General features: G+C 34.3%; 21 protein-coding genes. All 21 read left to right on the top strand.

All coding sequences use genetic code 11. The annotated features are described in order from the left end of the window. The first annotated feature begins 34 nt into the window (after window positions 1-34). Entirely contained in the window at window positions 35-241 is a 207-nt protein-coding gene (locus LK994_RS12645; RefSeq protein ID WP_229760453.1) for a PID-CTERM protein-sorting domain-containing protein, read from the top strand. Between the two features lie 389 nt (window positions 242-630). Continuing rightward, window positions 631-1,284, top strand: coding sequence for a polysaccharide biosynthesis/export family protein (locus tag LK994_RS12640; protein ID WP_229760452.1), 654 nt, complete (start codon window positions 631-633; stop codon window positions 1,282-1,284). Window positions 1,285-1,299: 15 nt separating this feature from the next. Then, window positions 1,300-3,720, top strand: a complete 2,421-nt coding sequence (locus tag LK994_RS12635) for a polysaccharide biosynthesis tyrosine autokinase (RefSeq protein ID WP_229760451.1) — start codon at window positions 1,300-1,302, stop codon at window positions 3,718-3,720. Between the two features lie 66 nt (window positions 3,721-3,786). Next, window positions 3,787-4,305 carry a UpxY family transcription antiterminator gene (locus LK994_RS12630; protein WP_229760450.1) on the top strand — a complete coding sequence of 173 codons (519 nt, stop codon included), beginning with the start codon at window positions 3,787-3,789 and terminating at the stop codon, window positions 4,303-4,305. 33 nt (window positions 4,306-4,338) lie between these two features. Further along, window positions 4,339-5,286 (top strand): GDP-L-fucose synthase family protein, encoded by a 948-nt coding sequence (locus LK994_RS12625; protein WP_229760449.1) that lies wholly within the window; start codon window positions 4,339-4,341, stop codon window positions 5,284-5,286. Between the two features lie 38 nt (window positions 5,287-5,324). Next, window positions 5,325-7,097 carry an asparagine synthase (glutamine-hydrolyzing) gene (gene asnB / locus LK994_RS12620; protein ID WP_229760448.1) on the top strand — a complete coding sequence of 591 codons (1,773 nt, stop codon included), beginning with the start codon at window positions 5,325-5,327 and terminating at the stop codon, window positions 7,095-7,097. Next, window positions 7,084-8,220, top strand: a complete 1,137-nt coding sequence (locus LK994_RS12615; RefSeq protein WP_229760447.1) for a glycosyltransferase family 4 protein — start codon at window positions 7,084-7,086, stop codon at window positions 8,218-8,220. Before asnB ends, LK994_RS12615 begins: the two co-directional genes overlap by 14 nt. Window positions 8,221-8,243: 23 nt before the next feature. Continuing rightward, window positions 8,244-8,702, top strand: coding sequence for an acyltransferase (locus LK994_RS12610; protein WP_229760446.1), 459 nt, complete (start codon window positions 8,244-8,246; stop codon window positions 8,700-8,702). 9 nt (window positions 8,703-8,711) lie between these two features. Further along, entirely contained in the window at window positions 8,712-9,590 is an 879-nt protein-coding gene (locus tag LK994_RS12605; RefSeq protein WP_229760445.1) for an ABC transporter permease, read from the top strand. Window positions 9,591-9,621: 31 nt separating this feature from the next. Further along, a complete protein-coding gene (locus LK994_RS12600) occupies window positions 9,622-10,899 on the top strand; it encodes an ABC transporter ATP-binding protein (protein WP_229760444.1) in 1,278 nt (425 codons plus the stop codon). Between the two features lie 5 nt (window positions 10,900-10,904). Then, on the top strand, window positions 10,905-12,041 hold the full coding sequence (gene rffA / locus LK994_RS12595) for a dTDP-4-amino-4,6-dideoxygalactose transaminase (RefSeq protein ID WP_229760443.1): 1,137 nt from the start codon (window positions 10,905-10,907) through the stop codon (window positions 12,039-12,041). A 6-nt stretch (window positions 12,042-12,047) separates the two neighbouring features. Next, window positions 12,048-12,704: a class I SAM-dependent methyltransferase gene (locus LK994_RS12590; RefSeq protein WP_229760442.1), complete on the top strand. Its 657-nt coding sequence runs from the start codon at window positions 12,048-12,050 to the stop codon at window positions 12,702-12,704. A gap of 2 nt (window positions 12,705-12,706) precedes the next feature. Further along, window positions 12,707-13,858, top strand: a complete 1,152-nt coding sequence (locus tag LK994_RS12585) for a glycosyltransferase (RefSeq protein WP_229760441.1) — start codon at window positions 12,707-12,709, stop codon at window positions 13,856-13,858. Between the two features lie 15 nt (window positions 13,859-13,873). Further along, window positions 13,874-15,454 carry a DapH/DapD/GlmU-related protein gene (locus LK994_RS12580; RefSeq protein WP_229760440.1) on the top strand — a complete coding sequence of 527 codons (1,581 nt, stop codon included), beginning with the start codon at window positions 13,874-13,876 and terminating at the stop codon, window positions 15,452-15,454. 22 nt (window positions 15,455-15,476) lie between these two features. Further along, on the top strand, window positions 15,477-16,427 hold the full coding sequence (locus LK994_RS12575) for a glycosyltransferase family 61 protein (protein ID WP_229760439.1): 951 nt from the start codon (window positions 15,477-15,479) through the stop codon (window positions 16,425-16,427). 249 nt (window positions 16,428-16,676) lie between these two features. Beyond that, complete coding sequence (locus LK994_RS12570; protein WP_229760438.1) at window positions 16,677-17,627, top strand: GT-D fold domain-containing protein; 951 nt, start codon at window positions 16,677-16,679, stop codon at window positions 17,625-17,627. A gap of 19 nt (window positions 17,628-17,646) precedes the next feature. Then, window positions 17,647-19,062 (top strand): MBOAT family O-acyltransferase, encoded by a 1,416-nt coding sequence (locus tag LK994_RS12565; protein ID WP_229760437.1) that lies wholly within the window; start codon window positions 17,647-17,649, stop codon window positions 19,060-19,062. Window positions 19,063-19,065: 3 nt separating this feature from the next. Continuing rightward, window positions 19,066-19,986: a hypothetical protein gene (locus LK994_RS12560; protein WP_229760436.1), complete on the top strand. Its 921-nt coding sequence runs from the start codon at window positions 19,066-19,068 to the stop codon at window positions 19,984-19,986. Window positions 19,987-19,990: 4 nt separating this feature from the next. Next, window positions 19,991-20,968 (top strand): glycosyltransferase family 2 protein, encoded by a 978-nt coding sequence (locus LK994_RS12555; RefSeq protein WP_229760435.1) that lies wholly within the window; start codon window positions 19,991-19,993, stop codon window positions 20,966-20,968. A 3-nt stretch (window positions 20,969-20,971) separates the two neighbouring features. Then, window positions 20,972-21,754: a glycosyltransferase family A protein gene (locus tag LK994_RS12550; protein WP_229760434.1), complete on the top strand. Its 783-nt coding sequence runs from the start codon at window positions 20,972-20,974 to the stop codon at window positions 21,752-21,754. Next, entirely contained in the window at window positions 21,735-22,664 is a 930-nt protein-coding gene (locus tag LK994_RS12545) for a glycosyltransferase family 2 protein (RefSeq protein ID WP_229760433.1), read from the top strand. Before LK994_RS12550 ends, LK994_RS12545 begins: the two co-directional genes overlap by 20 nt. The last annotated feature ends 3 nt before the right edge of the window (window positions 22,665-22,667 follow it).

Genomic DNA, 22,667 nt, shown 5'->3' with positions numbered 1-22,667 from the left:
ATTAAATTTAAATAAAACGAAATTCGTCTATCAAATGAAACGATATACCAAATCAATGCTTTTAACAGGATTGCTTGTATTAGCATTAAATATTGTCCCGAAGTTAGCACATGCTCAAGTTGATCCAGGAGAAGATCCGGATGCGCCAATTGATGGGGGCATAGGACTTTTGGTTGTGGCTGGCGTTGGTTATGGCATAAAAAAAGCAAGAGACAGCAGAAAAAAACTAGAGAGTAAATAATCTTTTATTTTCTTTAATTCTTAAAAAGGGGATGAATCTTAGTCATCCCTTTTTCTTATATGGTACCAACAAGGAAATAAATACGTAGGGTAACTCCGGGCATTCCCGTAATGTTAAATAAACAAGTTGGCAATAATATTTTTTTTAACGAAATTTGCAACTTGTTTAAAACTAACTGAATTGGCTGTTTTCGATCAAAAGATTTTTTACTATTATACAATCTCATGCACACAATAATCTATTCTAAAAATAAAAATGCGCTTTCTGTTTTTACCCGATTATTTTTTGCGCCCTTGATTTTTATTGTCTTTTTGTCTTCTTGCGGGGTAAGCAAAAAAACAAATATTTTTTACTTCAAAAATTTAAAAGGCGATACGACTGTTCAGTCTATGGTAAATGAAAATTTTGAAGAATTGATCAAGAAAAAGGATGTAATATCTGTGAATATTTCTACTTTAAGTCTTGATGATGACAGAATATTTAATGCGGCCCAGGTACTTTCTACTTCTGATGGTAAACTAGGATACCTGGTAGATAGTAATGGTAATATTCAATTGCATAAGTTGGGCGCTGTACATGTTGAAGGATTGACTCTAAGGCAGGTTTCTGAAAAAATAAAAAATGAGCTGGGCATTTATGTAAAAGATGCTGTAGTAGTTACAGCGTTTGTAAATAAGAAAATACTGGTATTTGGAGAAGTAAAAAGTCCTCAGCTAATAAATATCGGAGGGGAAAAGGAAAAAATAAATGTTTTGGAAGCGCTTACAATTGCTGGAGGAGTCAATGAGGCGGGGGATAATAAAAATATATTAATAATCAGAGAAGACAAAGGGAAGAAGGTATTCAAGCATTTGAATTTTGAAGACATGGCTGTTTTAAATTCTCCATGGTACAATTTAAAACCCGATGACATTGTATATGTACAGCCCGATGTTGAAAGAGGTACTGCAGCGGATAAAATCGCTAAAAGGCAAATGATAGTTTCTTCTTTGTTAACAGGGGTATCGCTGCTGTTAATAATTTATGACAGATTAATTAAGTAGATAACACAAAGCATTATGATAGAAAATGACTTAAGCAGGGAATCTAAAGAGAGCAATATATTCGTAATAGTATTGCAAAAATACCTTCCTTTCTGGCCTTTATTTGTTCTTACCACATCGGTGTCTTTGATCATATCATTTCTTTATTTGAGAACCCAGATTCCAATGTATGTTGTTAATGCAAAGGTTTTATTGAAGGATCCTAATAAAGGAGGAGGTGAATCAAAAGTGCTGGAAGCACTGAATATTTTTAGTGAAAAAAAGATTGTTGAGAATGAATTACTTGTGCTTAAGTCCTCAAGTATTTTGCAACAGGTTGCAAAGAATCTGGATCTGTATTGTACAGTTTTTATTGATGGGAAGACTAGGTTGACCGAACAATATAAAAACAGTTCTCCTGTATGGTTCAAAGCTGTAAATAAGGAAAATATTTATTCTTCAGGCAGGTTCTACTTTACTATTGATTGGAATAAAGGGAATTTGATCATTGATAATAAATCAGTGCCCTTTGGTTCGGTAGTAAAATTAGCAAATACTGATTACGAGGTAATATTGAATCCATCATATGACAAGAAAATTGTAGTAAGAAAATGTTTTGTTCAATTCGTATCGCCGGAAGCATCTGCAGGGATTTTTGCTGGTGGCTTACGTGCTAATGCGATTTCAGCTTCTTCAACAGTGCTGGACGTTAAGTTCCAGACATCTGTTCCTGAAAAAGGCGTGGATATACTTGGGGAGTTATTTAAAGTGTATAATTCGGAAGGTATTGAGGATAAGAATGAGATCGCTATTAAAACACTCCGTTTTATAGATGATCGTTTAAACAAAGTGATCGCACAATTGGATAGCGTAGAACGGAACGTCGAAAGTTATAAATCACGTGAAGGAATAACAGACCTTACATCACAGGCTCAGATGTATTTTTCAAATATATCAAAATCGGATGGAGATATCAGCGGAACAGATCTGCAGCTGGAGTTACTGGATGAAATACAAAATTATATTAGAAGTAAAAATAAAAAGCCCGGAACAGTACCTTCTTTAATGCTTGTGAGTGATGGGACACTTAGTAATTTGCTATCGCAATTATTTAATGAAGAAACTGCCTTAGAAAAATTAAAAACAATTTCCGGAGACAGAAGTGATGCTATTCTTTTGACAGAAGAAAGAATAAAAAAAATAAAATCGCTTATCACGGAAAATATTGTCAATATAAGAACAAACTTATTAACCGTTAAACGTTCTGCCTTAGCCAATTTAGCAAAAAACAGCGATTTGTTGAAGCAGGTACCAAAACAGGAAAAAGGGTTGTTGGAAATAAGCAGGCAGCAGGCGATCAAAAATAATATCTATACTTATTTACTTCAAAAAAGAGAAGAGACAGCCATTTCATCGGCATCAACAGGAGCAGATCTGAGGGTATTGGAAAGTGCAAGTATCAGTGGACCTATTTCTCCCATTGCTAATAAGTTTTATACGGCGGGTTTAATAATCGGGATATTGTCAGCGGTGTTTTTGGTGATGTTAAAAGAGCAATTCAGAAGTAAGGTGCTTTTCAGAGAAGATATCGAAAGTAAAACATCTGTACCATTGGTGGGAGAGATCATACAAGCGAATACAAATAAACCTATTGTAATTTATGATGGTAAAAGAACTGTTGTAGCAGAGCAGTTCCGTTCACTGAGGACAAACTTGAATTTTATTGGATTAAATGAAACTCAAAATACACTTCTGGTAACTTCAAGTGTTTCGGGAGAAGGAAAGAGTTTTATGGCGATCAATTTGGCGATAAGTTTTACCCTCACAGGAAAAAGAGTTGCGTTACTTGAGATGGATCTGCGTAAACCAAGGTTAAGTCCGTTACTGGAAATATCCAGGGAGCCTGGTATCTCAAACTTTTTAGTAGGTAAAACAACTCTGGATAAAATAATTAAAGAAACCAGTATTCCTAACTTGTTTTTGGTTCCTTCAGGAGCAATACCTCCCAATCCTACTGAGTTGATTTCAAGAGAAGAGTTTAGGAATTTAATTACAAGTTTAAAAGGTCAGTTTGATTATGTGATCATTGATACAGCACCTGTAGGACCTGTTACCGATGCATTATTGTTAAAGGAATATGCAGATGTTACTTTGTATGTGATCCGTCATGACAAGACGCCTAAATCATTTTTACGAATGATCGAAGAGCTTAAACAAAAAAATAAATTGTCTAACATGTGTCTGGTATTTAATGGACTGAAACCAAGGGGTATATCACTTGGTTACTTTAGCAAGGCATATGGCTATGGTTATGGCTATGGTTATGGTTATGGCTATGGTTATGGATATGGAGGTGCATATGGAGGAGGGTATACGGACGTCGAAAATAAATCATTTGATATTGTAAAGAAGTTGACTGTTTTTTATAAAAAACTGATACGTTTCTTTAAAGGATAAAATAATGCAAATACTTTTTTTACTTCAGTTGCTTAATAAATTATGTGACTGAGGGATAGCGAAGCTATGTCCGAAGATAAAAAATATTGGTTCGCCATTTATACTAAGCCGAGATGGGAAAAAAAAGTAGCAAAAATACTTGATGAAAAAGGTATCGAAAACTATTGCCCTTTAAGAAAAGTGATCAAGCAATGGAGTGATAGAAAGAAAACTATTTTGGAGCCGGTATTCAAGTCCTACATTTTTGTAAAAATAGAGGATGAAAGAAAGTGGGATTTAAAAAAGCTAAATGGAGTAATTAATTTTGTGTATTGGGTTGGGAAACCGGCCACGATCAGAGATGAGGAAATTGATACAGTAAAAAAATTTCTGAATGATTTTTCTGATGTTTCTATTGAAGAAATGAAATTCAATGTTAATGATAAAGTAAAAATCACTCAAGGGATATTAATGAATTACGAAGGAGTTATTATTGAGTTGCTAGGAAAAAAAGCCAGAATAATGATCGAAGGACTCGGTTTGATAATGAGTGCGAATATCGATAAAAAAAATCTCTCAGTAATGTTCCCCATAGCTGCTAAATAAATAATTATAAAATATCTGATTTAATTTTTTAGAATGAATAATACAGACAAAATATACGTTGCAGGACATAATGGTTTGGTTGGAAGCGCAATTGTACGACTGCTTAAATCTAAGGGGCATACTAATATTCTTACCCGTACTTCGGCTGAACTAGACTTAAGAAACCAGGTTTCAGTAAAAGAGTTTTTTGCAAAGGAAAAGCCACAGTATGTTTTTATGGCGGCAGCTAAAGTGGGCGGGATATGGGCAAATAAAACTTACCCGGCTGAATTTATTTTTGATAACCTGTCTATACAAAATAACGTTATTCATGAAGCTTACAAAAACGGGGTAACAAAATTGTTGTTTTTAGGAAGTAGTTGTATATATCCAAAAAATGCACCTCAGCCAATAATAGAAGATTATTTGTTGACAGATTCTTTAGAGCCTACAAATGAAGCATATGCTATTGCTAAAATAGCCGGTATAAAAATGTGTCAGGCTTATCATCAACAATATGGGTGTAATTTTATTAGCGTGATGCCTACTAATCTTTATGGTCCCGGCGATAATTATGATTTACAGAAGTCACATGTGCTACCGGCGCTGATAAGAAAATTTCATGAAGCAAAGATGAATAATGATGAGCATGTAACTATATGGGGCACTGGTAAACCAAGCAGAGAGTTTTTACATGCAGATGATGCGGCCGCCGCATGTTATTTCCTGATGCAGAACTACGATCAACCGGAGATAATAAATATAGGTTGGGGCAAAGACGATACAATTGCTGAACTGGCCTTGCAAATAAAAGAAACGGTGGGTTTCACCGGGAAATTGATCTTTGATGATACCAAACCAGATGGTACGATGAGGAAGTTATTAAATGTAGATAAACTAAATGCATTAGGATGGTCCGCTTCTATCAATCTGAAAGAAGGTATACAGAATACATACCAGGATTTTACCAGTAAGTATGATTATTATACCAGTAAAAAATAATACACCTTACATTACCTTAAGGCCTTTAACTCTAGACTATGTGCAGAATAGCGGGTGTAATTAACCCAGTTGCCGCTGCTGATCTATTAAAGCAGTGGGTGACAGATATGTGCCAGCTTCAACAACATGGAGGCCCCGACGACCAGGGAATTTATTCATCCGGTCAATATCCTGTTGTATTAGGTCACAGGCGATTGTCTGTTATTGATCTATCAGAGGGTGGGCACCAGCCAATGCAATATGCAGATGGAAAATTTTGTATCAGCTATAATGGAGAACTGTATAACTATCTTGATCTAAAAGCGGAACTTAAAATAGCAGGTTGTCATTTTGTATCCAATAGCGATACAGAAGTAATATTAGCAGCATTCACTTTATGGGGCGAAAATGCGTTCAAGAAGTTTAATGGAATGTTCGCTTTTGCATTATTGAACAATCACTCCGGAGAATTATTTTTAGTGAGAGATGCAAGTGGTATAAAACCGCTTTATTATGCAGACACAAAGGAAGGATTAGTTTTTGCATCAGAAATTAAAGGATTCAGATCAATTCCATATCTGCAAACCAAAAGCAATCACTGGCAGGTGTATCTGATGGCTTACGGACATTTGCCCGAGCCTATCACTACTTTGCATGAAGTAAAACCGCTTCAAAAAGGTACTTACCTGAAATATAATATTAATACGCTCAAGAGTTCCGTAAACACATTTGAGAGTTATAATTACGTAGAAAAAATAACGAATAGAGATGAGGCCTTAGAGCTTCTGAAACATTCATTACAAAGTGCAGTAAAAAGACATTTGCTTGCTGATGCTCCTATTGGTGTTTTTTTAAGTGGAGGATTAGATTCAAGTATAATAGCGTTATTAGCGAATTCGGATAAACAAACAAGATTAAAAACAGTATCCGTTTTTTTTGAAGACAATAAATATTCCGAAAAGAAATATCAGGACCTGCTGCAGGAAAAACTATTCTGTGAGCAATTTCAGCATTTGGTCAAAGAGGAACAGTTTCATGAGCATTTTCCTTCAATAGTGAAGGCGATGGATATGCCAAGCTGTGATGGTATCAATACCTGGTTTATCAGCAAATTTGCAAAGGAAAGTGGTTTAAAAGCGGTCTTGTCGGGTATTGGTGGTGATGAGTTATTTGGTGGTTACCCGTCATTTAACAGGATCTTGCCTACTTTACTTCTACAGAAGTTGCCCAATGAAGCTTTAAAAGCAGGCAGATATGTAGGGTTAAGGCGTTTTAAACGCTTACAATATTTAAGTATTGAAGGAGCGGTTGGCAGATATTTATTTTTAAGAGGACAATTTATCCCTAGTGAAATTGCCAAACATTTAAATGCCAATGAATCTGAGATCTGGCAGATATTAAACGAACAGCCTACTTTACCTAACATAGATTATCTCACTCCAAAAAATCAGGCAAGTTGGATGGAGATGAACATGTATATGCAGAATCAATTGCTGAGAGATGCAGATGTTATGAGCATGGCTCATGGGGTAGAGATCAGGGTGCCGTTTCTGGATGCAGAGTTTGTTAAACTTTCTTTACAGATTCAATCACAAATAAAATACAGCGGAAGTCATACCAAGCAAATGCTTATTGATGCCTTTAAAGATATACTGCCTGAAGCTATTTGGAAAAGACCAAAGATGGGATTTGCTTTTCCTTTTAAAGAATGGTTATCAAATGATGAATATGCAAAATCAAATTCAGCCAATCATAAAGAATTTGTTAGTGGTAATATCCACTGGTCACAATTTTTAACATTGTTATTAATTGAAAGAAATGGGAATGCATAATTATAACTCTGTACTTTTTTTAACCTTAAGGGTTTTCTCTGCAACTGGCGGCATAGAAAAAGTGAGCCGTATCGTAGGTAAGGCATTATATAGATTGGGGTTAGAGTCTGGTAATAAAGCCAGGATATATTCCATGTATGATAAAAAAGAAGAAGTAGATGAAAAATATTTCCCAAAACAAATATTTTATGGTTTTGCAACAAACAAATTAAAATTTGTTTCTGAGAGTATTCGGCAAGGGAGAAAAAGCGATGTCGTTATTTTGAGTCACATTAATCTTTTATCCGTAGGATACCTGATAAAATTATTTTCTCCTGAAACAAAATTAATATTGATCACTCATGGTATCGAGGTATGGAAGCCAATGACGGGATTAAGAAAAAGAATGTTGGCAAAATGCGATTTGATACTTCCGGTGAGTAAGTATACAAAGGATGTGATGGTTGCTTTAAATAATTTGCCGGAGAATAAATTACATGTTCTTAATAACTGTTTAGATCCCTTTTTGCCTGAACCGGTAAGAGGAGAAAAATCTTCGGTATTATTAGCAAGATATGGTCTTAAAAAAGAGGATACGATCTTGATGACGCTTACACGTCTTTCTATAAAGGAAAAGTATAAAGGCTACGATAATGTGTTACAGTCCGTAAAAGTCCTTGCTACTCAATATCCTTCACTCAAGTATTTGATTGTAGGTAAATATGACGCTGCAGAAAAGAAGAGACTGGATGCTTTGATAGAAGAACTTGAGATACAAAAATTTGTTGTATTTGCAGGCTTTGTTCCCGATGAAGAATTAGCCGAACATTTTAATTTAGCTGATGTGTATGTGATGCCAAGTAAAAAGGAAGGATTTGGTATTGTATTTATTGAGGCCATGTATTATGGTAAACCAGTGATAGCCGGTAATAAAGACGGATCTGTAGATGCCCTAAATGGTGGTGAATTTGGTTTATTGGTAAACCCCGATGATCAGGAAGAAATTACGGCAGCCATCAAAAATGTGGTTAGTAATACAAATAAGTACATTCCCGATCATACTTTGTTTATGAATAAGTTTAGTTATCCTGTATACAAAGAAAAGATCAAAGGTCTGTTGCTTGATATTTCAAAAAACAATTAGTTTTTTGTAAACCTGTATCGTATATGCCTGTTGAGAAAAAAAATGATATAATAAACGTTAATTTTGGCAAGGAGGTAACTATTGTGCATCCAGTAAATCTATATGGGTGTAGTATAGGCGACTTTACTTTTATAGGTCCGTTTGTAGAGATCCAAAAAAATGCAGTAGTGGGAGCTAATTGTAAAATTCAATCTCACAGTTTTATTTGTGAACTGGTTACAATAGGTAATAATTGCTTTGTAGGTCATGGGGTAATGTTTGTTAACGACCTATGTACAGATGGCAGACCTGCAAACGGGGATACTTCGAAATGGAAAGCTACCAAGATTGGAAATAATGTTACACTTGGTTCTAACGCAACTATTTTGCCTGTAACTATTTGTGATAATGTATTAATAGGAGCCGGAGCAGTTGTTACAAAAGATATTAACTTACCTGGTATTTATGCAGGCAACCCTGCAAAGTTTATCAGAAAAATTTAGTTTAAAAAAATGAGTTCAATCACACATAACGCAGCCGATAAGCATGAACATTGGGATTTAGTAATTACTCCCAAGAATTCCTTATTTAACCTCAATCTGAAAGAAGTATGGAGTTATCGGGATTTAATGTGGCTATTTGTAAAAAGAGATTTTGTAGCACAGTATAAACAAACTATTCTGGGGCCATTATGGCATTTTATACAGCCATTGTTTACAACCCTTATGTTTTTTATAGTTTTTGGAACTATCGCAAAAATAAAAACAGATACGGGGATGCACCCGATTCTATTTTATATGAGTGGTGTTACAATCTGGAATTATTTTTCTGCTTGCTTGTCTAATACCTCAAATACATTTGTAGCAAATGCTGGTATTTTTGGTAAAGTTTATTTCCCACGTTTAGTGATTCCTTTATCAGTAGTTATTTCAAATATTGTAAAGTTTGGGATACAGTTTTTATTACTGTTATTGGTAATGGTATTTTTTTCATTCAAAGGATTCCCGATAAAATTTGGATGGGCATGGTTATTAATACCAGTATTAATAACCATGATGTCTGGATTGGGATTGGGGTTGGGAATTATTATTTCTTCGCTTACAACCAAGTACAGAGATTTTTCTGTTTTTATAGGGTTTGCTGTTCAGTTATTGATGTACATCACTCCGGTGGTATTACCAATGTCTTATTACAATCAAAGTAAATATAAGTTTTTGGTTACCTTTAATCCATTGTCGTCTATTGTAGAAGCATTCAGGTATGCGTTGTTTCAAACAGGCACGCTAAATACAGGAGGACTTTTATATAGCTTGGCATTCATCGTTGTGGTTATTTTCATAGGATTGATTGTTTTTGCCAAAGTAGAAAGATCATTTATGGATACGGTTTAATTTTTTTTAAGAACAAGAAGAGAGGAATATTATGTCAGTAGTTATTAAAGTAGAAAATGTTTCAAAGCAATATCGTTTAGGACAGGTAGGTACCGGATCATTGTCACATGACCTGAATAGACTATGGTATTCTATCAGGGGTAAAGAAGACCCATACCTAAAGATTGGCGAGGAAAATGATAGAACAGCAAAAGGCGAGAGCCAATATGTGTGGGCACTGAAAGATATCAATTTTGAAGTTGAGCAAGGAAAAGTATTGGGCATCATCGGAAGAAATGGGGCTGGGAAAAGTACGCTTCTAAAAATTTTGAGCAGAACAACCACACCAACAACCGGAAGTATAAGAGTTAAAGGAAGAATCGCAAGCTTGCTTGAGGTAGGAACTGGTTTTCACCCCGAACTAAGCGGAAGAGATAATATCTTTTTGAATGGAGCAATACTTGGAATGACAAAGGATGAGATCAAAAGTAAATTTGATGAGATCGTAGATTTTGCAGGTGTTGAAAGGTATATTGATACACCTGTTAAAAGATACAGTAGTGGAATGTATGTTCGCCTGGCATTTGCCGTAGCAGCTCATTTAGACCCCGAAATTTTAATTGTAGATGAAGTATTGGCGGTAGGTGATGCTGAATTTCAAAAAAAATGTTTGGGCAAAATGAAGGATGTGAGTGTTAATGATGGCAGAACTGTTTTATTTGTAAGTCATAATATGTCTGCAATCAGAAATCTTTGTGATGAGGTTTTATTAATGAGCAGAGGTACAGTCGAAAGTATTGGGCCAACGGAAGATATTATTAATGCCTATTTCAAAAAAAATATCATTGACCTGGTTTTAAAGGACAGAACGGATAGAGTAGGTTCTGGATTGATTAAATTTACCAATATTGTTTTTCTGAATGCCCAAAATGTACCGGTGGAAAATATTTTTACCGGCGACTATTTGAAAGTAGAAGTTTATTATGAAGTGAACGGTGAATTTGATCTGAAGGATTTAATAGCTGCAGTGGTTTTTCAAGATGATTATCAAAAACCAGTGATGATGTTTGTTTCAGATGAGATGGTGGTAGAAAGATTGTCTCATACTGAAAATAAGATCACATTAGAAGTAAACGCTCTGCCACTTAGAGGAGGGACTTATTCAGTTAAATTATTTTCTTCTCATAAAACTACAGCCCCTACAGATTTTTGTGATGTTATTGAAGATGCCGGTTCAATAAATATTTTATCCTCAGATTTTTGGGGTGTTGGAAGAAATGTAAGAAATGAGCTTTCTGCAGTAACACCATCAAAGTTTATATACTATTAATTATCATGCATTCAAATATACCTTTTAATATACCTTATATTTCAGGCACTGAAATAAACAAGGTCACTGAATTATTTAACTACGCCAAATTTTGTGGTGATGGGAAGTTTACTAAATTATGTAATGAGATCATAACTGAGCAAACGCAATGTAAAAAAACTTTACTTACAACTTCCTGCACACATGCACTGGAAATGGCTGCAATATTGTGTGGCATTGCTCCGGGGGATGAAGTGATCATGCCTTCTTTTACATTTGTTTCTACGGCCAATGCATTTGTATTACGTGGCGCCAGGATAAAGTTTGTAGATATCAGGCCTGACACAATGAACATTAATGAGCTGTTAATTGAAAATGCGATCACCGCAAAAACAAAAGCAATTGTTGTTGTTCATTACGGTGGCGTAGCATGCGAAATGGATACAATATTGACCATCGCTCAAAAGCATGGTCTTTTTGTTATTGAAGATGCAGCTCAGTGTGTACAAGCATTTTATAAAGGAAAGCATTTAGGAACAATAGGTGAGTTTGGTACATTAAGTTTTCATGATACAAAAAATATTCATTGCGGCGAAGGTGGAGCCTTATTGATCAATGACGAACGATTTACAGAACGGGCAGAGATAATAAGAGAAAAAGGTACAGACAGATCCAAATATATTGCAGGGTTAGTTGACAAATACAGTTGGGTTGACCTAGGATCCAGTTATCTTCCTAATGAATTGTCTGCCGCTTTTTTATCGGAGCAATTAATTAATGCACAAAAGGTTACAGCCAAAAGAATTGAAATATGGGATCAGTATTTTAAGCGACTTAGTGTCCTTAAAGATTCCGGAAAAATAATGCTTCCATTTATTCCGACTGATTGTAAACATAATGCTCATTTGTTCTTTATAAAATGTGCAGATATTGAAGAGAGAGCTGCGTTGATGGCTTACCTTAAAAATAAAAATATAACTACAACTTTTCATTATATACCCTTACATAGTTCCAAGGCTGGTGCAGCATTTGGTGATTTTGTTGGAGATGATGAATTTACGACAAAAGAAAGTAACCGGCTTTTAAGATTGCCTATGTATTATTCTTTAAATGCTAATGAAGTAGACTATGTCTGCGATTCAATCCTTTCATTTTATAATTAATTATTCATGATCAACTTTTTAAAAAAAATATTTAAAAAGCACGATTTTAAAAGTATCGAATACTGGAGAGACAGAGCTTCAAAATTCGGGAATAAATCTGTTGTAAATATGTCATATAGTGAATCGGAGGCAGAAAAGATCACTCAGTTACAAAAGGATAGCATTTTTCCTATTGTAAGTAAATATTTAGCAGGTACGACTGAACAGATCATGTTGCTGGATTTTGGTTGCGGGCCTGGTCGGTTTACAAAAGATTTATCTGTGTTGGTAAAAGGAAAAGCAGTAGGTATTGATCCGGTTCCAAGCTTTATACAAGCTGCTAAGGAGAGTGATCATCATTCCGGTAACGAATATGTTGTGGTAGATGATTATACAATACCTTTCCCTGATAAGACTTTCAATGTTTTATGGGTATGTTTAGTATTGGGTGGAATTTCTGAAAAAAATTTAGTTACAGTAGTGAGTGAATTAAAAAGAGTTTCTAAAGATAATGCGATATTGGTATTAACTGAAAATACTACTAATCAAAAGAATAATGAGCATTGGTTTTACAGAAGTGCAGATTATTACAAACAACTCTTTGCTGATTTTTCCCTAACAGTAGAGAACAGTTATAACGAATTAACTGAAAATATCACCATTTTAGCAGGAGTAAAGAAGTAAGTATGGTTATCTTTCACTTAGTAGAGGTTTACTTAAGAATTACAGAGACTTTTATTTACAATTACATTTGTAAATCTTCCGAAAATTCGAAACATAAAGTTTATATCATTTCTTTTTCTTCAGAAAACAGGCCTCTATTTCCCCTGCCAGATAATGTAGAAGTGATTTTTTTAGATAAGGATGTACGAAGAAAAAGAACACTTCTTGATAAAATTACTAGAAAGATAGATACTACTCCCAAATGGTATGATGATTTCAAAACCTTGCTGCTTAAACATAAACCCGGTGTAGTACATTGTCATTTTGGTACCATGGGAGTGTTGATGAATGATTTTGTAACAACAACATCTGTCAAACAAAAATATGTTGTTTCTTTTTATGGAGCAGATGCAGGAAGATTGCCAGAATTAATTCCGGGTTATAAAGAAGATCTGATCAAAATGTGGGCTACCTGTAATGCTGTTTTTTGTGAAGGCCCTTTTCTGAAAACTACTTTGGTTAAACTTGGAGCAGATACTGAAAAAGTATTTGTCAATCCAATCATTATTGATACTACAAAATACCCACGACGACCATTTTCGAAATGGAGCGGAGTTGTAAAATTTCTGGTGATCGGACGCTTCATTGAAAAAAAAGGTATTCATCTGTTTTTAACCGCAATAGGGAAAATCAAAAACAATGGCTTTAAAGATTTTGAAATTACCCTGATCGGCGATGGTGATTTAAAGAGTAAGTATCTTGATATAATTGAAGAGTATCATCTCAATGAGAATGTAATTTTCAAAGGCCTGCTTCCGCTAGAGCAGTGTAAGGAGTTTCTTCTATCTCATGATGCTCTGGTCCATCCGTCTATGGAAGCCCAAAATAAAGATACGGAAGGAGGAGCCCCTACGATCATTTTAGAAAGTCAGATAGTTGGCTTGCCTGTTATTACTTCTGATCATGCAGATATTCCTAATGTACTGGGGTACACCCAATTCATGTGCAAGGAAAATGATATTGAAAGTTTGGTTGTAGCAATTGAAAATTTCATAAACAGTTCTTCAGAAGAATTGCAGGCGCTTGAAATCGCTGGTAGAGATTTTGTAATAAAAAATCATAGTTTCAGTAATTCAAAATATATAGAATTATTAGGTAATGTCATTAACGAATAGTTGTCTATAAGTGTCATGAAGACCCCAGCCCCGATTTTATTATTTGTTTACAACAGGCCGCTTCATACTGCGGCGGTGTTAAACGCTTTACGCAATTGCGATGGGATAAAGGATTCTGTGTTATACATATTTGCAGATGGCCCTAAAATGGGAGCGAATGAGAAAGAGGTAAAGAAGATCGATGAAGTAAAAGCGCTTTGTAAACATATAGATTGGTGCAAAGAAGTTGTTCTTTATGAACAGAAATTTAATAAAGGATTAGCCAATTCAATAATAGCTGGCGTAACAGAAATAGTGAATCGTCATGGAAAAGTAATTGTACTGGAAGATGATATACAGCCTGAAAAAGGTTTTTTAACATACATGAATCAGGCGCTGGGCCTTTACGAAAGTGATGATAAGGTAATGCAGGTAAGCGCTTATATTTATCCGCTAAAAAGTGCACCTTCAACATCCTCTTTCTTTTTAAAAATTTTATCATGCTGGGGATGGGGAACATGGGCAAGAGCATGGAAAAATTATTCACATGATATTGATGCTCATCTGAGTTTTTTAAATGATACTGACAAACGAGATGAATTTAGCTTAAATGGACAGGCCGATTACTATGAGCAATTATTATTGAATAAATCAAAAAACATTTATTCATGGGCTGTAAGATGGTATGCATCATGGTTTGAAAAAGATGGGCTTTCACTTTTCCCTGCTACATCTTTGGTAAAGAATATTGGCTTTGATGGTTCCGGAGTACATTATACAGAAAGTAATAACGTTTTTATTTCTCCTACGACAGAATATATCGATCTGCAAAAAATAGATCTTATTGAAGAAGATAGGCAGATTAGGAACAGTGTAATTGATTTCTATGCCAATCGACCAGATAGGAAACCGCATGAAAGGTTGCCCCAGCCTGGTCTTTATCAGCGACTGAAAAATGGAATCAAACGACTGATCCCATTTTATTCTACCTACACTTACTACAAAAAAAGGGCGAAGGAAATATTGAATTTCCCATTTGATCTGTACAGGCCTTCTAATAATTCATCTACGATAAGTACATTAGCGAAGATGTATCCTCCATATAAGATCAGTCATTCAACTATAGATGATTATACCTACGTATCTATTAATTCAATTATTAATAATACCACAGTTGGAAAATTTTGTTCTATTGGCCCTAATTTAGTTTGTGGCTGGGGTATTCATCCTATCGACGGAATCTCAACCTCTCCTTATTTTTATTCTACCCATAAACAAAATGGAGATACTTTATCTGATTACAATAAAGCAGTTGAGCAAAGGCCAATTTTTATTGGTAATGATGTGTTTATAGGAGTGAATGTAACAATACTTGATGGTGTTACAATCGGAGATGGTGCAGTAATAGGTGCAGGAGCTGTGGTGGCAACGGATATTCCTCCTTACGCTGTGGCAGTAGGGGTTCCGGCAAAAGTGGTTAAGTACCGATTTGAGGAAAGAAAAATAAAAGAATTACTTGAAATTAAATGGTGGGATTTTTTTGCAGAAAAATTGAAGGACGTAGAAAAAGATTTTTTTGATATAGAAAAATTCATAGAACAACATAAAAATGCCTGATCAGCAGATAATAAAGAGGCAATTGCCAGTTAATTTTAAAAATGAGGATATTTCTATTTTTAAGAAAGCGATTGACTACAAGATTGCAGGAAATTCGATAGAAAAAAATGCATATTTTGTTTTGTATAACTTTAATTTATTTAAGACATACAACAAGATCGATTTTTTTACTAAGAACAAAATGCAGGTTAGTACGGGGAAGATCAAATTGTTGGAAATAGTGAGATTAAAAATTATTTTTAATGAATACATTTTTTTTAATCATTGGAGTCTGAATTATTTTCATTGGTTTACAGAAGTGTTACCGAAAATATACCACGTTTCAACTGCTGCAAAAAAAGTGATCAGTGTATACATTCCTAATTGGTTATACAAAGTTGATTTTATTTGTAAATCATTATCACTCCTGCCTAATATAAAAATTTGTATTTGTAATAAGACAGCCTTGTTCTTGAATGCAAAAATTTGTGATTTACAAGTTAGCTCCGGGAATTATAATGATATTTTTATAAAGCAATTATTTGACAGCATCACGCCGAAAATTAAGAAACTAAGCGACACAAAATATAAAGGTATTTTTATTTACAGGAAACCGGAGGAAAAAAGAAGTGTTACTAATTACGAAGCATTTTCTGCTGTTTTGAATAAGTATGATATTTTATCAGTTGATTTTTCCAGGTACAGCTGGGAAGAACAGATAAGTTATGTAACTGGCACGAATTTATTAATAGGAATACATGGAGCAGGACTTACCAATATGCTGTTTATGAAGGAAAATAGCAATGTTCTTGAATTGCGCAGAAAAGATGATGGACATAATAATTGCTATTTTAGTCTGGCAACAACTTTAAAACATAAATATTGGTACCAACTATGTGATGTTGATGATTATTCAATTGACACACAGAAAAATAATTTCCATATTGATGTATTCCATTTTGAAAAAATACTTGTGGAAATTTTTAAAAAATAAGTTAGAACAATAGCTAAGTTGGTGTAGTGGTTTTGGTACGCTTTTTTCTGTGCATCGGAAGATCCTTGGTATTTGATTTTATTATTAGTTTGGAAAGATGCGACACAGTAATAACTGATATTTCTCTTTGATCTGTAGCTGTTGCTGTGCACGTAAAAGTAGTTAAATACAGATTTAAAGAAAAGAAATTATTTTAAATTAAATAGGGAATAATTCTACTGAAAAAATTTATACGATCCCAAAAATAAAATGGATTTGATAAAGAGAACAATTAAAAAAATTTTGGGTATTAAAGATTTATTACCTGAAGAACCGAATATATCTTTTGATGGTAAAACTGAGTCGGGGTATTGGAAGGAAATAGTTTCTTCTGATAAAGCCAATCTATTTATAAAAAATGCTGTTGTAAGTGATATCCCTTGCATGATTTCTAGAATTGGTGCTTCAGAGTTGAAAGTGATCAATAATTACATTGTAAAAAATATAAGCGGTTATACAAAGTGGAACGATCATGTTATTGAAGAGCTGCATACACATTCGGGTGTATTTCCTCCAACAGAACAAATGGCTGACGAGTTTAGCGCTATTTTTATTGATGCATTAAGAGATATTGATCTGCTTGGAGTTTGGAATAATGTCGGGGAAAATATGGTAGTAAAATTATTAGCTCCCGAAACAACTTTATGTAAATTAAGCGATTTAGAGCCTTTTTTTGTTGATGACCCCTGGTCTCAATATTTGCAAGGGAAAAAAGTTTTAGTAATACATCCCTTTGAGGAATCCATAAAAAGGCAATATGCTAACAGAGAAAAGTTATTTACTAGTCAAAAATTTTTACCTGACTTTGAACTGACGATCATTAAAGCTGTGCAATCGATAAGCGGTAATGATGAACGGTTTAGTAACTGGACAGAAGCACTTCGTTATATGGAAGCAGAAATAGCAAAAAAAGAGTTTGATATTGCCATTATAGGGGCGGGGGCTTATGGACTACCACTTGCCTCTTTCATAAAAAAATCAGGCAAAACCGCTATTCATTTAGGAGGTGCATCGCAATTGTTATTCGGGCTTAAAGGAAAGCGTTGGATAGAGATCGAAAAATACAAGCCTTTATTTAACGAACATTGGATCTTCCCGGTTCAGAATGAGAAACCGGAAAGTGGAAATAAGATTGATAATATAGGACCATACTGGGCCTGATTTAACGTAGTACTTTTTAATGCTTTTCAATAGTATAGAATTTATCATATTTGTAATATTAACGTTTGGTATTTATTATCAACGTTTTTTAAAAGGCAGCCAGGTTGGTGTATTAGTTGTGGCAAGCCTTTTTTTTTACGCATGGGAAAATCCCTGGTATCTACTTTTATTATTTGCTTCGGCGGGTATTAATATACTTTGCAGTTATAAAGTGGTGCATACCGACAATGTTGCTATAAGAAAAAGATGGGCTGTTGGTGGAGTGATAGTGAATTTGGTTATTTTATCTTTTTTTAAATACAGCAGGCTGCTGTCGGTTACTTTTTTTCAGCAGGAAAGTGAAATAGGCCGATTCTTATTACAAGTGCCTCTGGCAATCGGTATTTCATTTTTTACATTCGAAGGAATCAGCCTGGTTGTTGATGTGTTCAGACAAAAAGAAAAACAGGGATTTACAGCAATTGTACCTAAATCACTGTTGCAGCATTCGGGCAATGTATTCCTGTTTATTGTATTTTTCCCTCATTTAATTGCAGGGCCAATATTAAAGGCGCATGATTTTATTCCGCAAATAAGTAGAAAATATTTTAAAGACATTGACTGGAACTTTTGTTTCAGGCACCTGGTATTGGGGTATTTTTTGAAAATGGTTGTTGCAGATAACCTCAAAGACCAAACGTTTTGGATATCATTTCCATATTTTGAAGGACATTCTTCATTTACACTCTTCATATTACTTATTGGCTATTCTGCCCAGATATTTGCTGATTTTGCAGGGTATTCGCTGATCGCTCTGGGCTTGGCAGGTTTATTTGGTTACAGGCTGGAAGAAAATTTCAATTTCCCCTATATTTCAAGATCGTTCTCTGAATTTTGGAGAAGGTGGCATATCTCATTGTCAACTTTCCTGAAGGAATATTTATATATTCCATTGGGAGGGAACAGGAGAGGTAATTTCCGTACCTATTTAAATTTAATGATAACGATGTTTCTCGGAGGCTTGTGGCATGGGGCGGCATGGAGTTATGCTATCTGGGGTAGTTTTCATGGGATCGCACTGGCTTTTGAAAGGTTTTTTCAGCAATATATAAAACTGCCAAAATGGAAAGTGATATCATTTTTGCAAATGATTGTTGTTTTTGCATTTGTTACAATGGCGTGGCTATTATTTAAGCTGCCGGAATTTTCTCATGTTATCAAGTATTGTAATGCATTTTTTGTAAATACGGATAAATACAACGATTATAAAATTATTACTTACACACTATTATACACTATTCCGGTATTTGTTTTTCATGGAGTTTATCTTTTAAAAAATACTGGTGTGTATCATTGGGGCTTTAAAAAAATTGAGTTTGTATGGTATTCAATTTTATTGTTTTTGATATTGGTTAACAGTGGTAGTTCAGGTACATTTATTTATTTTCAGTTTTAAGAAATGATTTTAAAATCAATAGGTACAACTTTTTTATTACTGGCAGCATATTCTTTATATCTGCATAATAGTGTTGCGGATAAAAAGATAGAAGGGCAACATCAATGGCAGGATAATACGATCAAGGCACAGGATTATTTATATGCAAATGAAGTTCCTGATAATATTATAATCGGATCTTCATTGTCATGCAGGATCGAGAGTGAATTATTACCTGAAAATTTCTATAATTTATCCTTGGGTGGTCAAAGTGTGTTTGATGGATTAGAAATTTTAACGCATCAGCAAATATTTCCTAAGAGAGTCTTTGTTGAAATGAATATGGTTAAACGGGCAGGCGATCCTTCATTTGGGAAATCTTTATTTAATCCGATACTATTTTTTCTTCGAAAAGAGGTTGTTCCCATGAGGGAAAAAGACCAGCCGGCAGTGTATGCATTACATTCGTCTATTACTTTTTTGGGAGAAAAAATATATGACCCATTTACAAGAAGGCTTGTAAATCCTATGTTAAATAAATTAAATTTTTCTAAAAAAGAGGATAACAATGCTTCGGTGGCAACTGACAATTTTTATGATGATCTTATAAAAAAACAAAAAACTGAATTTGATATGCCATTTAATGAAGTGGCAATAAATGATCGATTCAAAGAATTGAAAGCCAAGATAGCGTTATTAAAAAAGCAAGGAACTGAAATAGTATTTTTTGAAATGCCTTTGCATCCTGAATTAGAGAATACTATCCAGATGAAAGAAATACGAAAATTGTTTTTGCAAAATTTTCCTGCAGATAGCTTTGTTTATCTTGATAAACCGGTGTATGCTGATTACACTACAACTGATGGGTTACATTTGGGCGGTGACAACGCAAAAAAATTCACTCATTTTTTTATTGATGATGTAACAGCTAAAGTTTCCAAATAATAAGATGGCACAACTTCCTAAAATATCAATTGTTACGCCTTCATATAATCAAGGACATTATATTGAGCAAACGATCCTGTCAATTATTGATCAGGGATACCCAAATTACGAACTCATTATTATTGACGGAGGAAGTACAGATAATACTGTTGAAATAATAAAAAAATATGAATCTAAAATCGCATATTGGGTTAGTGAAAAAGATAACGGTCAGGCAGATGCGCTGAACAAAGGCATAGCAAAGGCTACCGGTGATATTTTTAACTGGATCAATAGTGATGATTACCTGGAGCCAGGAGCGCTGGAAACTGTGGGCCAATATTTTAAAGAGAATCCCAATAAAAATGTTTTGTGCGGATTTACTCATTGTTTTTATGATGAGGATAATTCTACCAGCCATACTTACAGGATGGGAATTCAAAGTACAGCAACAGATACTATTTTAAATATAGCAATGAATCAACCCGGTACATTTTATCGTACAGAAGTTGTACGATCTGTTGGTGGGATCAATCCGAGTTTACGATATATCTTCGATAATGAATTATGGTTTAAGTTTTTAAGCAAATACGGTGTGGAAACGATCGGTACTACCGATAAACTATTAGCCCAATTCCGGTTGCACAAAGATTCAAAATCTGTATTTGAAGGATTTGAGCTATTCAATAAAGAATCAAAAGATATCTGGCTTTTTTTAGCGAAGAAATTTTCTTTCGATACTACGCTTATTGGTTTAATGGAAGATGAGGTGCCTGCATCAAAATATGTATCTGCTGACTGGGATTATTCTTTTGTTGACAAATTACAAATCGAAGCTCATTTTGCCGGTAAGTATATGCTTACCTTATTACAAAAAGGCAAATACAGTGAGGCAAGATTAGGTTGGAAATATCGGTTTAAAAACGAGTTTCCAAAAGATAGCAGACTATTATTTTCTACTTTTATTAAGCTGTTTGTATTGCCGGGTTATTTAAAAAAATAAACGATGCCAAAAAGAATACATATAGAATGCTCAATGAGGAAGGGGGCCAATGTTTTATTTCGTTTAGCCACTAAATGGAAAAAAATATGGAAACGCCATCTGAAAAATGATAAACAAATTCCTGTTATCATCAATAATTTTAACCGGTTAGAATATTTTAAACAATTGATAGAATGGCTGGAAAAGGCGGGGTATACAAATATCTATATCATAGATAATCATTCAACCTACCCACCATTATTAGCATATTACAAAACATTGCCGTATACAATTTTTGATTTAGATAGAAATAAAGGTCATTTCTCTTTATGGGAAACGATCATCTTCAGTAGGTTTTCTGATGATTATTATGTGTATACCGATCCGGATATACTACCTGTTGATGAATGCCCTGCTGATGCATTATCTTATTTCAAATCATTATTGGAAAAATATCCCAGGTTTAAGAAAACAGGTTTTGGATTGAAGATCGATGACCTGCCTGATCAGTATAATTTGAAAGAGCAGGTTGTAAAATGGGAATCGGAGTTTTGGAAAAATGAATTAGAAAAGGATGTGTATGATGCATTGATCGATACAACATTTGCTTTGTATCGTCCTGGAGCTAAGGGTGGAGCTGATGGACCAGCTATCAGAACTGCAGGTAGGTATGTAGCAAGACATTTACCATGGTATGAAAATTCAAATGATCTGTCTGAAGAGACTAAATTTTATTTGCAATCTGCAACTGCTGCCAGTTCATGGTACAGTGCTGTAAAAGGAGAAAATGAACAGTATTTTAAATAAGAAAGTATTTGTAATAATTGTTACTTATAATGGAGAACAATGGATTGACAAATGTTTAAGTTCATTGAGAGAGAGCTCTGTGCCTCTTGAAGTTTATGCACTTGATAATTGTTCTACTGACAATACGGTATCGGCTATACGTACTAGATACCCTGAAGTAAATCTGATTGAAACTGGTTCTAATTTAGGTTTTGGTAAAGCAAATAATATCGGATTGAAAATAGCAATTGAGAAAAATGCTGATTTTGTTTTTTTGTTAAATCAGGATGCCTATTTTTTACCCGATACGATGCAGGCTTTATTAATTGCATATCAAAATAATCCAGAATACGGTATACTTAGTCCAATTCATCTGCATCCGAAACATGGCGGACTAGAATGGTATTTTTCAACGTATGTAGTGCCGGAAAAATGTAAGGAATTTTATAGTGATATCTATATGCGAAAGCCCAAAGAGATATATGAATTACCTTTTGTAAATGCGGCAGCTTGGCTTATACCTGTTCATTATTTGAAAATAATAGGAGGCTTTGATCCGCTGTATCCGCATTATGGCGAAGATGAGGATTATTGTAGCAGGACGTTGTATAAGAAAATAAAAATAGGTGTAGTGCCTTCTTCAATAATTTATCACGATGGAGAGGTCAAGAATTGGGAAACTGTAAAGTTTAATTTAAAAAGACAGCTGATCGTTGTATTTATTGAATTAAAAAACATACAGCTTTCTTACAAATTTCTTTTATTGAATTTTCTCAAGACTAAATTTGACAGATGTGTATACCTGTTGATATTTAGAAAATGGAAAGAATTGTTTTTTACAATTAAGCTGACATTTACTTCAGTTACATATTTTCGAAAAATTTCGAAATCGAGAAAAGAGGCGAGGACAAGTATGGCCTATTTAAAATAAAAA

This window comes from Ferruginibacter lapsinanis (genome assembly GCF_020783315.1).
Lineage (GTDB): Bacteria > Bacteroidota > Bacteroidia > Chitinophagales > Chitinophagaceae > Ferruginibacter > Ferruginibacter lapsinanis.
This window is presented reverse-complemented; position numbering and strand designations above follow the sequence as displayed.

Bases quoted from the DNA above. Each gene is read 5' to 3' on its own strand.
- LK994_RS12645 (WP_229760453.1), top strand. From the start codon at position 35: ATGAAACGATATACCAAATCAATGCTTTTAACAGGATTGCTTGTATTA.
- LK994_RS12640 (WP_229760452.1), top strand. From the start codon at position 631: ATGGTAAATGAAAATTTTGAAGAATTGATCAAGAAAAAGGATGTAATA.
- LK994_RS12635 (WP_229760451.1), top strand. From the start codon at position 1,300: ATGATAGAAAATGACTTAAGCAGGGAATCTAAAGAGAGCAATATATTC.
- LK994_RS12630 (WP_229760450.1), top strand. From the start codon at position 3,787: ATGTCCGAAGATAAAAAATATTGGTTCGCCATTTATACTAAGCCGAGA.
- LK994_RS12625 (WP_229760449.1), top strand. From the start codon at position 4,339: ATGAATAATACAGACAAAATATACGTTGCAGGACATAATGGTTTGGTT.
- asnB (WP_229760448.1), top strand. From the start codon at position 5,325: ATGTGCAGAATAGCGGGTGTAATTAACCCAGTTGCCGCTGCTGATCTA.
- LK994_RS12615 (WP_229760447.1), top strand. From the start codon at position 7,084: ATGGGAATGCATAATTATAACTCTGTACTTTTTTTAACCTTAAGGGTT.
- LK994_RS12610 (WP_229760446.1), top strand. From the start codon at position 8,244: ATGCCTGTTGAGAAAAAAAATGATATAATAAACGTTAATTTTGGCAAG.
- LK994_RS12605 (WP_229760445.1), top strand. From the start codon at position 8,712: ATGAGTTCAATCACACATAACGCAGCCGATAAGCATGAACATTGGGAT.
- LK994_RS12600 (WP_229760444.1), top strand. From the start codon at position 9,622: ATGTCAGTAGTTATTAAAGTAGAAAATGTTTCAAAGCAATATCGTTTA.
- rffA (WP_229760443.1), top strand. From the start codon at position 10,905: ATGCATTCAAATATACCTTTTAATATACCTTATATTTCAGGCACTGAA.
- LK994_RS12590 (WP_229760442.1), top strand. From the start codon at position 12,048: ATGATCAACTTTTTAAAAAAAATATTTAAAAAGCACGATTTTAAAAGT.
- LK994_RS12585 (WP_229760441.1), top strand. From the start codon at position 12,707: ATGGTTATCTTTCACTTAGTAGAGGTTTACTTAAGAATTACAGAGACT.
- LK994_RS12580 (WP_229760440.1), top strand. From the start codon at position 13,874: ATGAAGACCCCAGCCCCGATTTTATTATTTGTTTACAACAGGCCGCTT.
- LK994_RS12570 (WP_229760438.1), top strand. From the start codon at position 16,677: ATGGATTTGATAAAGAGAACAATTAAAAAAATTTTGGGTATTAAAGAT.
- LK994_RS12565 (WP_229760437.1), top strand. From the start codon at position 17,647: ATGCTTTTCAATAGTATAGAATTTATCATATTTGTAATATTAACGTTT.
- LK994_RS12560 (WP_229760436.1), top strand. From the start codon at position 19,066: ATGATTTTAAAATCAATAGGTACAACTTTTTTATTACTGGCAGCATAT.
- LK994_RS12555 (WP_229760435.1), top strand. From the start codon at position 19,991: ATGGCACAACTTCCTAAAATATCAATTGTTACGCCTTCATATAATCAA.
- LK994_RS12550 (WP_229760434.1), top strand. From the start codon at position 20,972: ATGCCAAAAAGAATACATATAGAATGCTCAATGAGGAAGGGGGCCAAT.
- LK994_RS12545 (WP_229760433.1), top strand. From the start codon at position 21,735: ATGAACAGTATTTTAAATAAGAAAGTATTTGTAATAATTGTTACTTAT.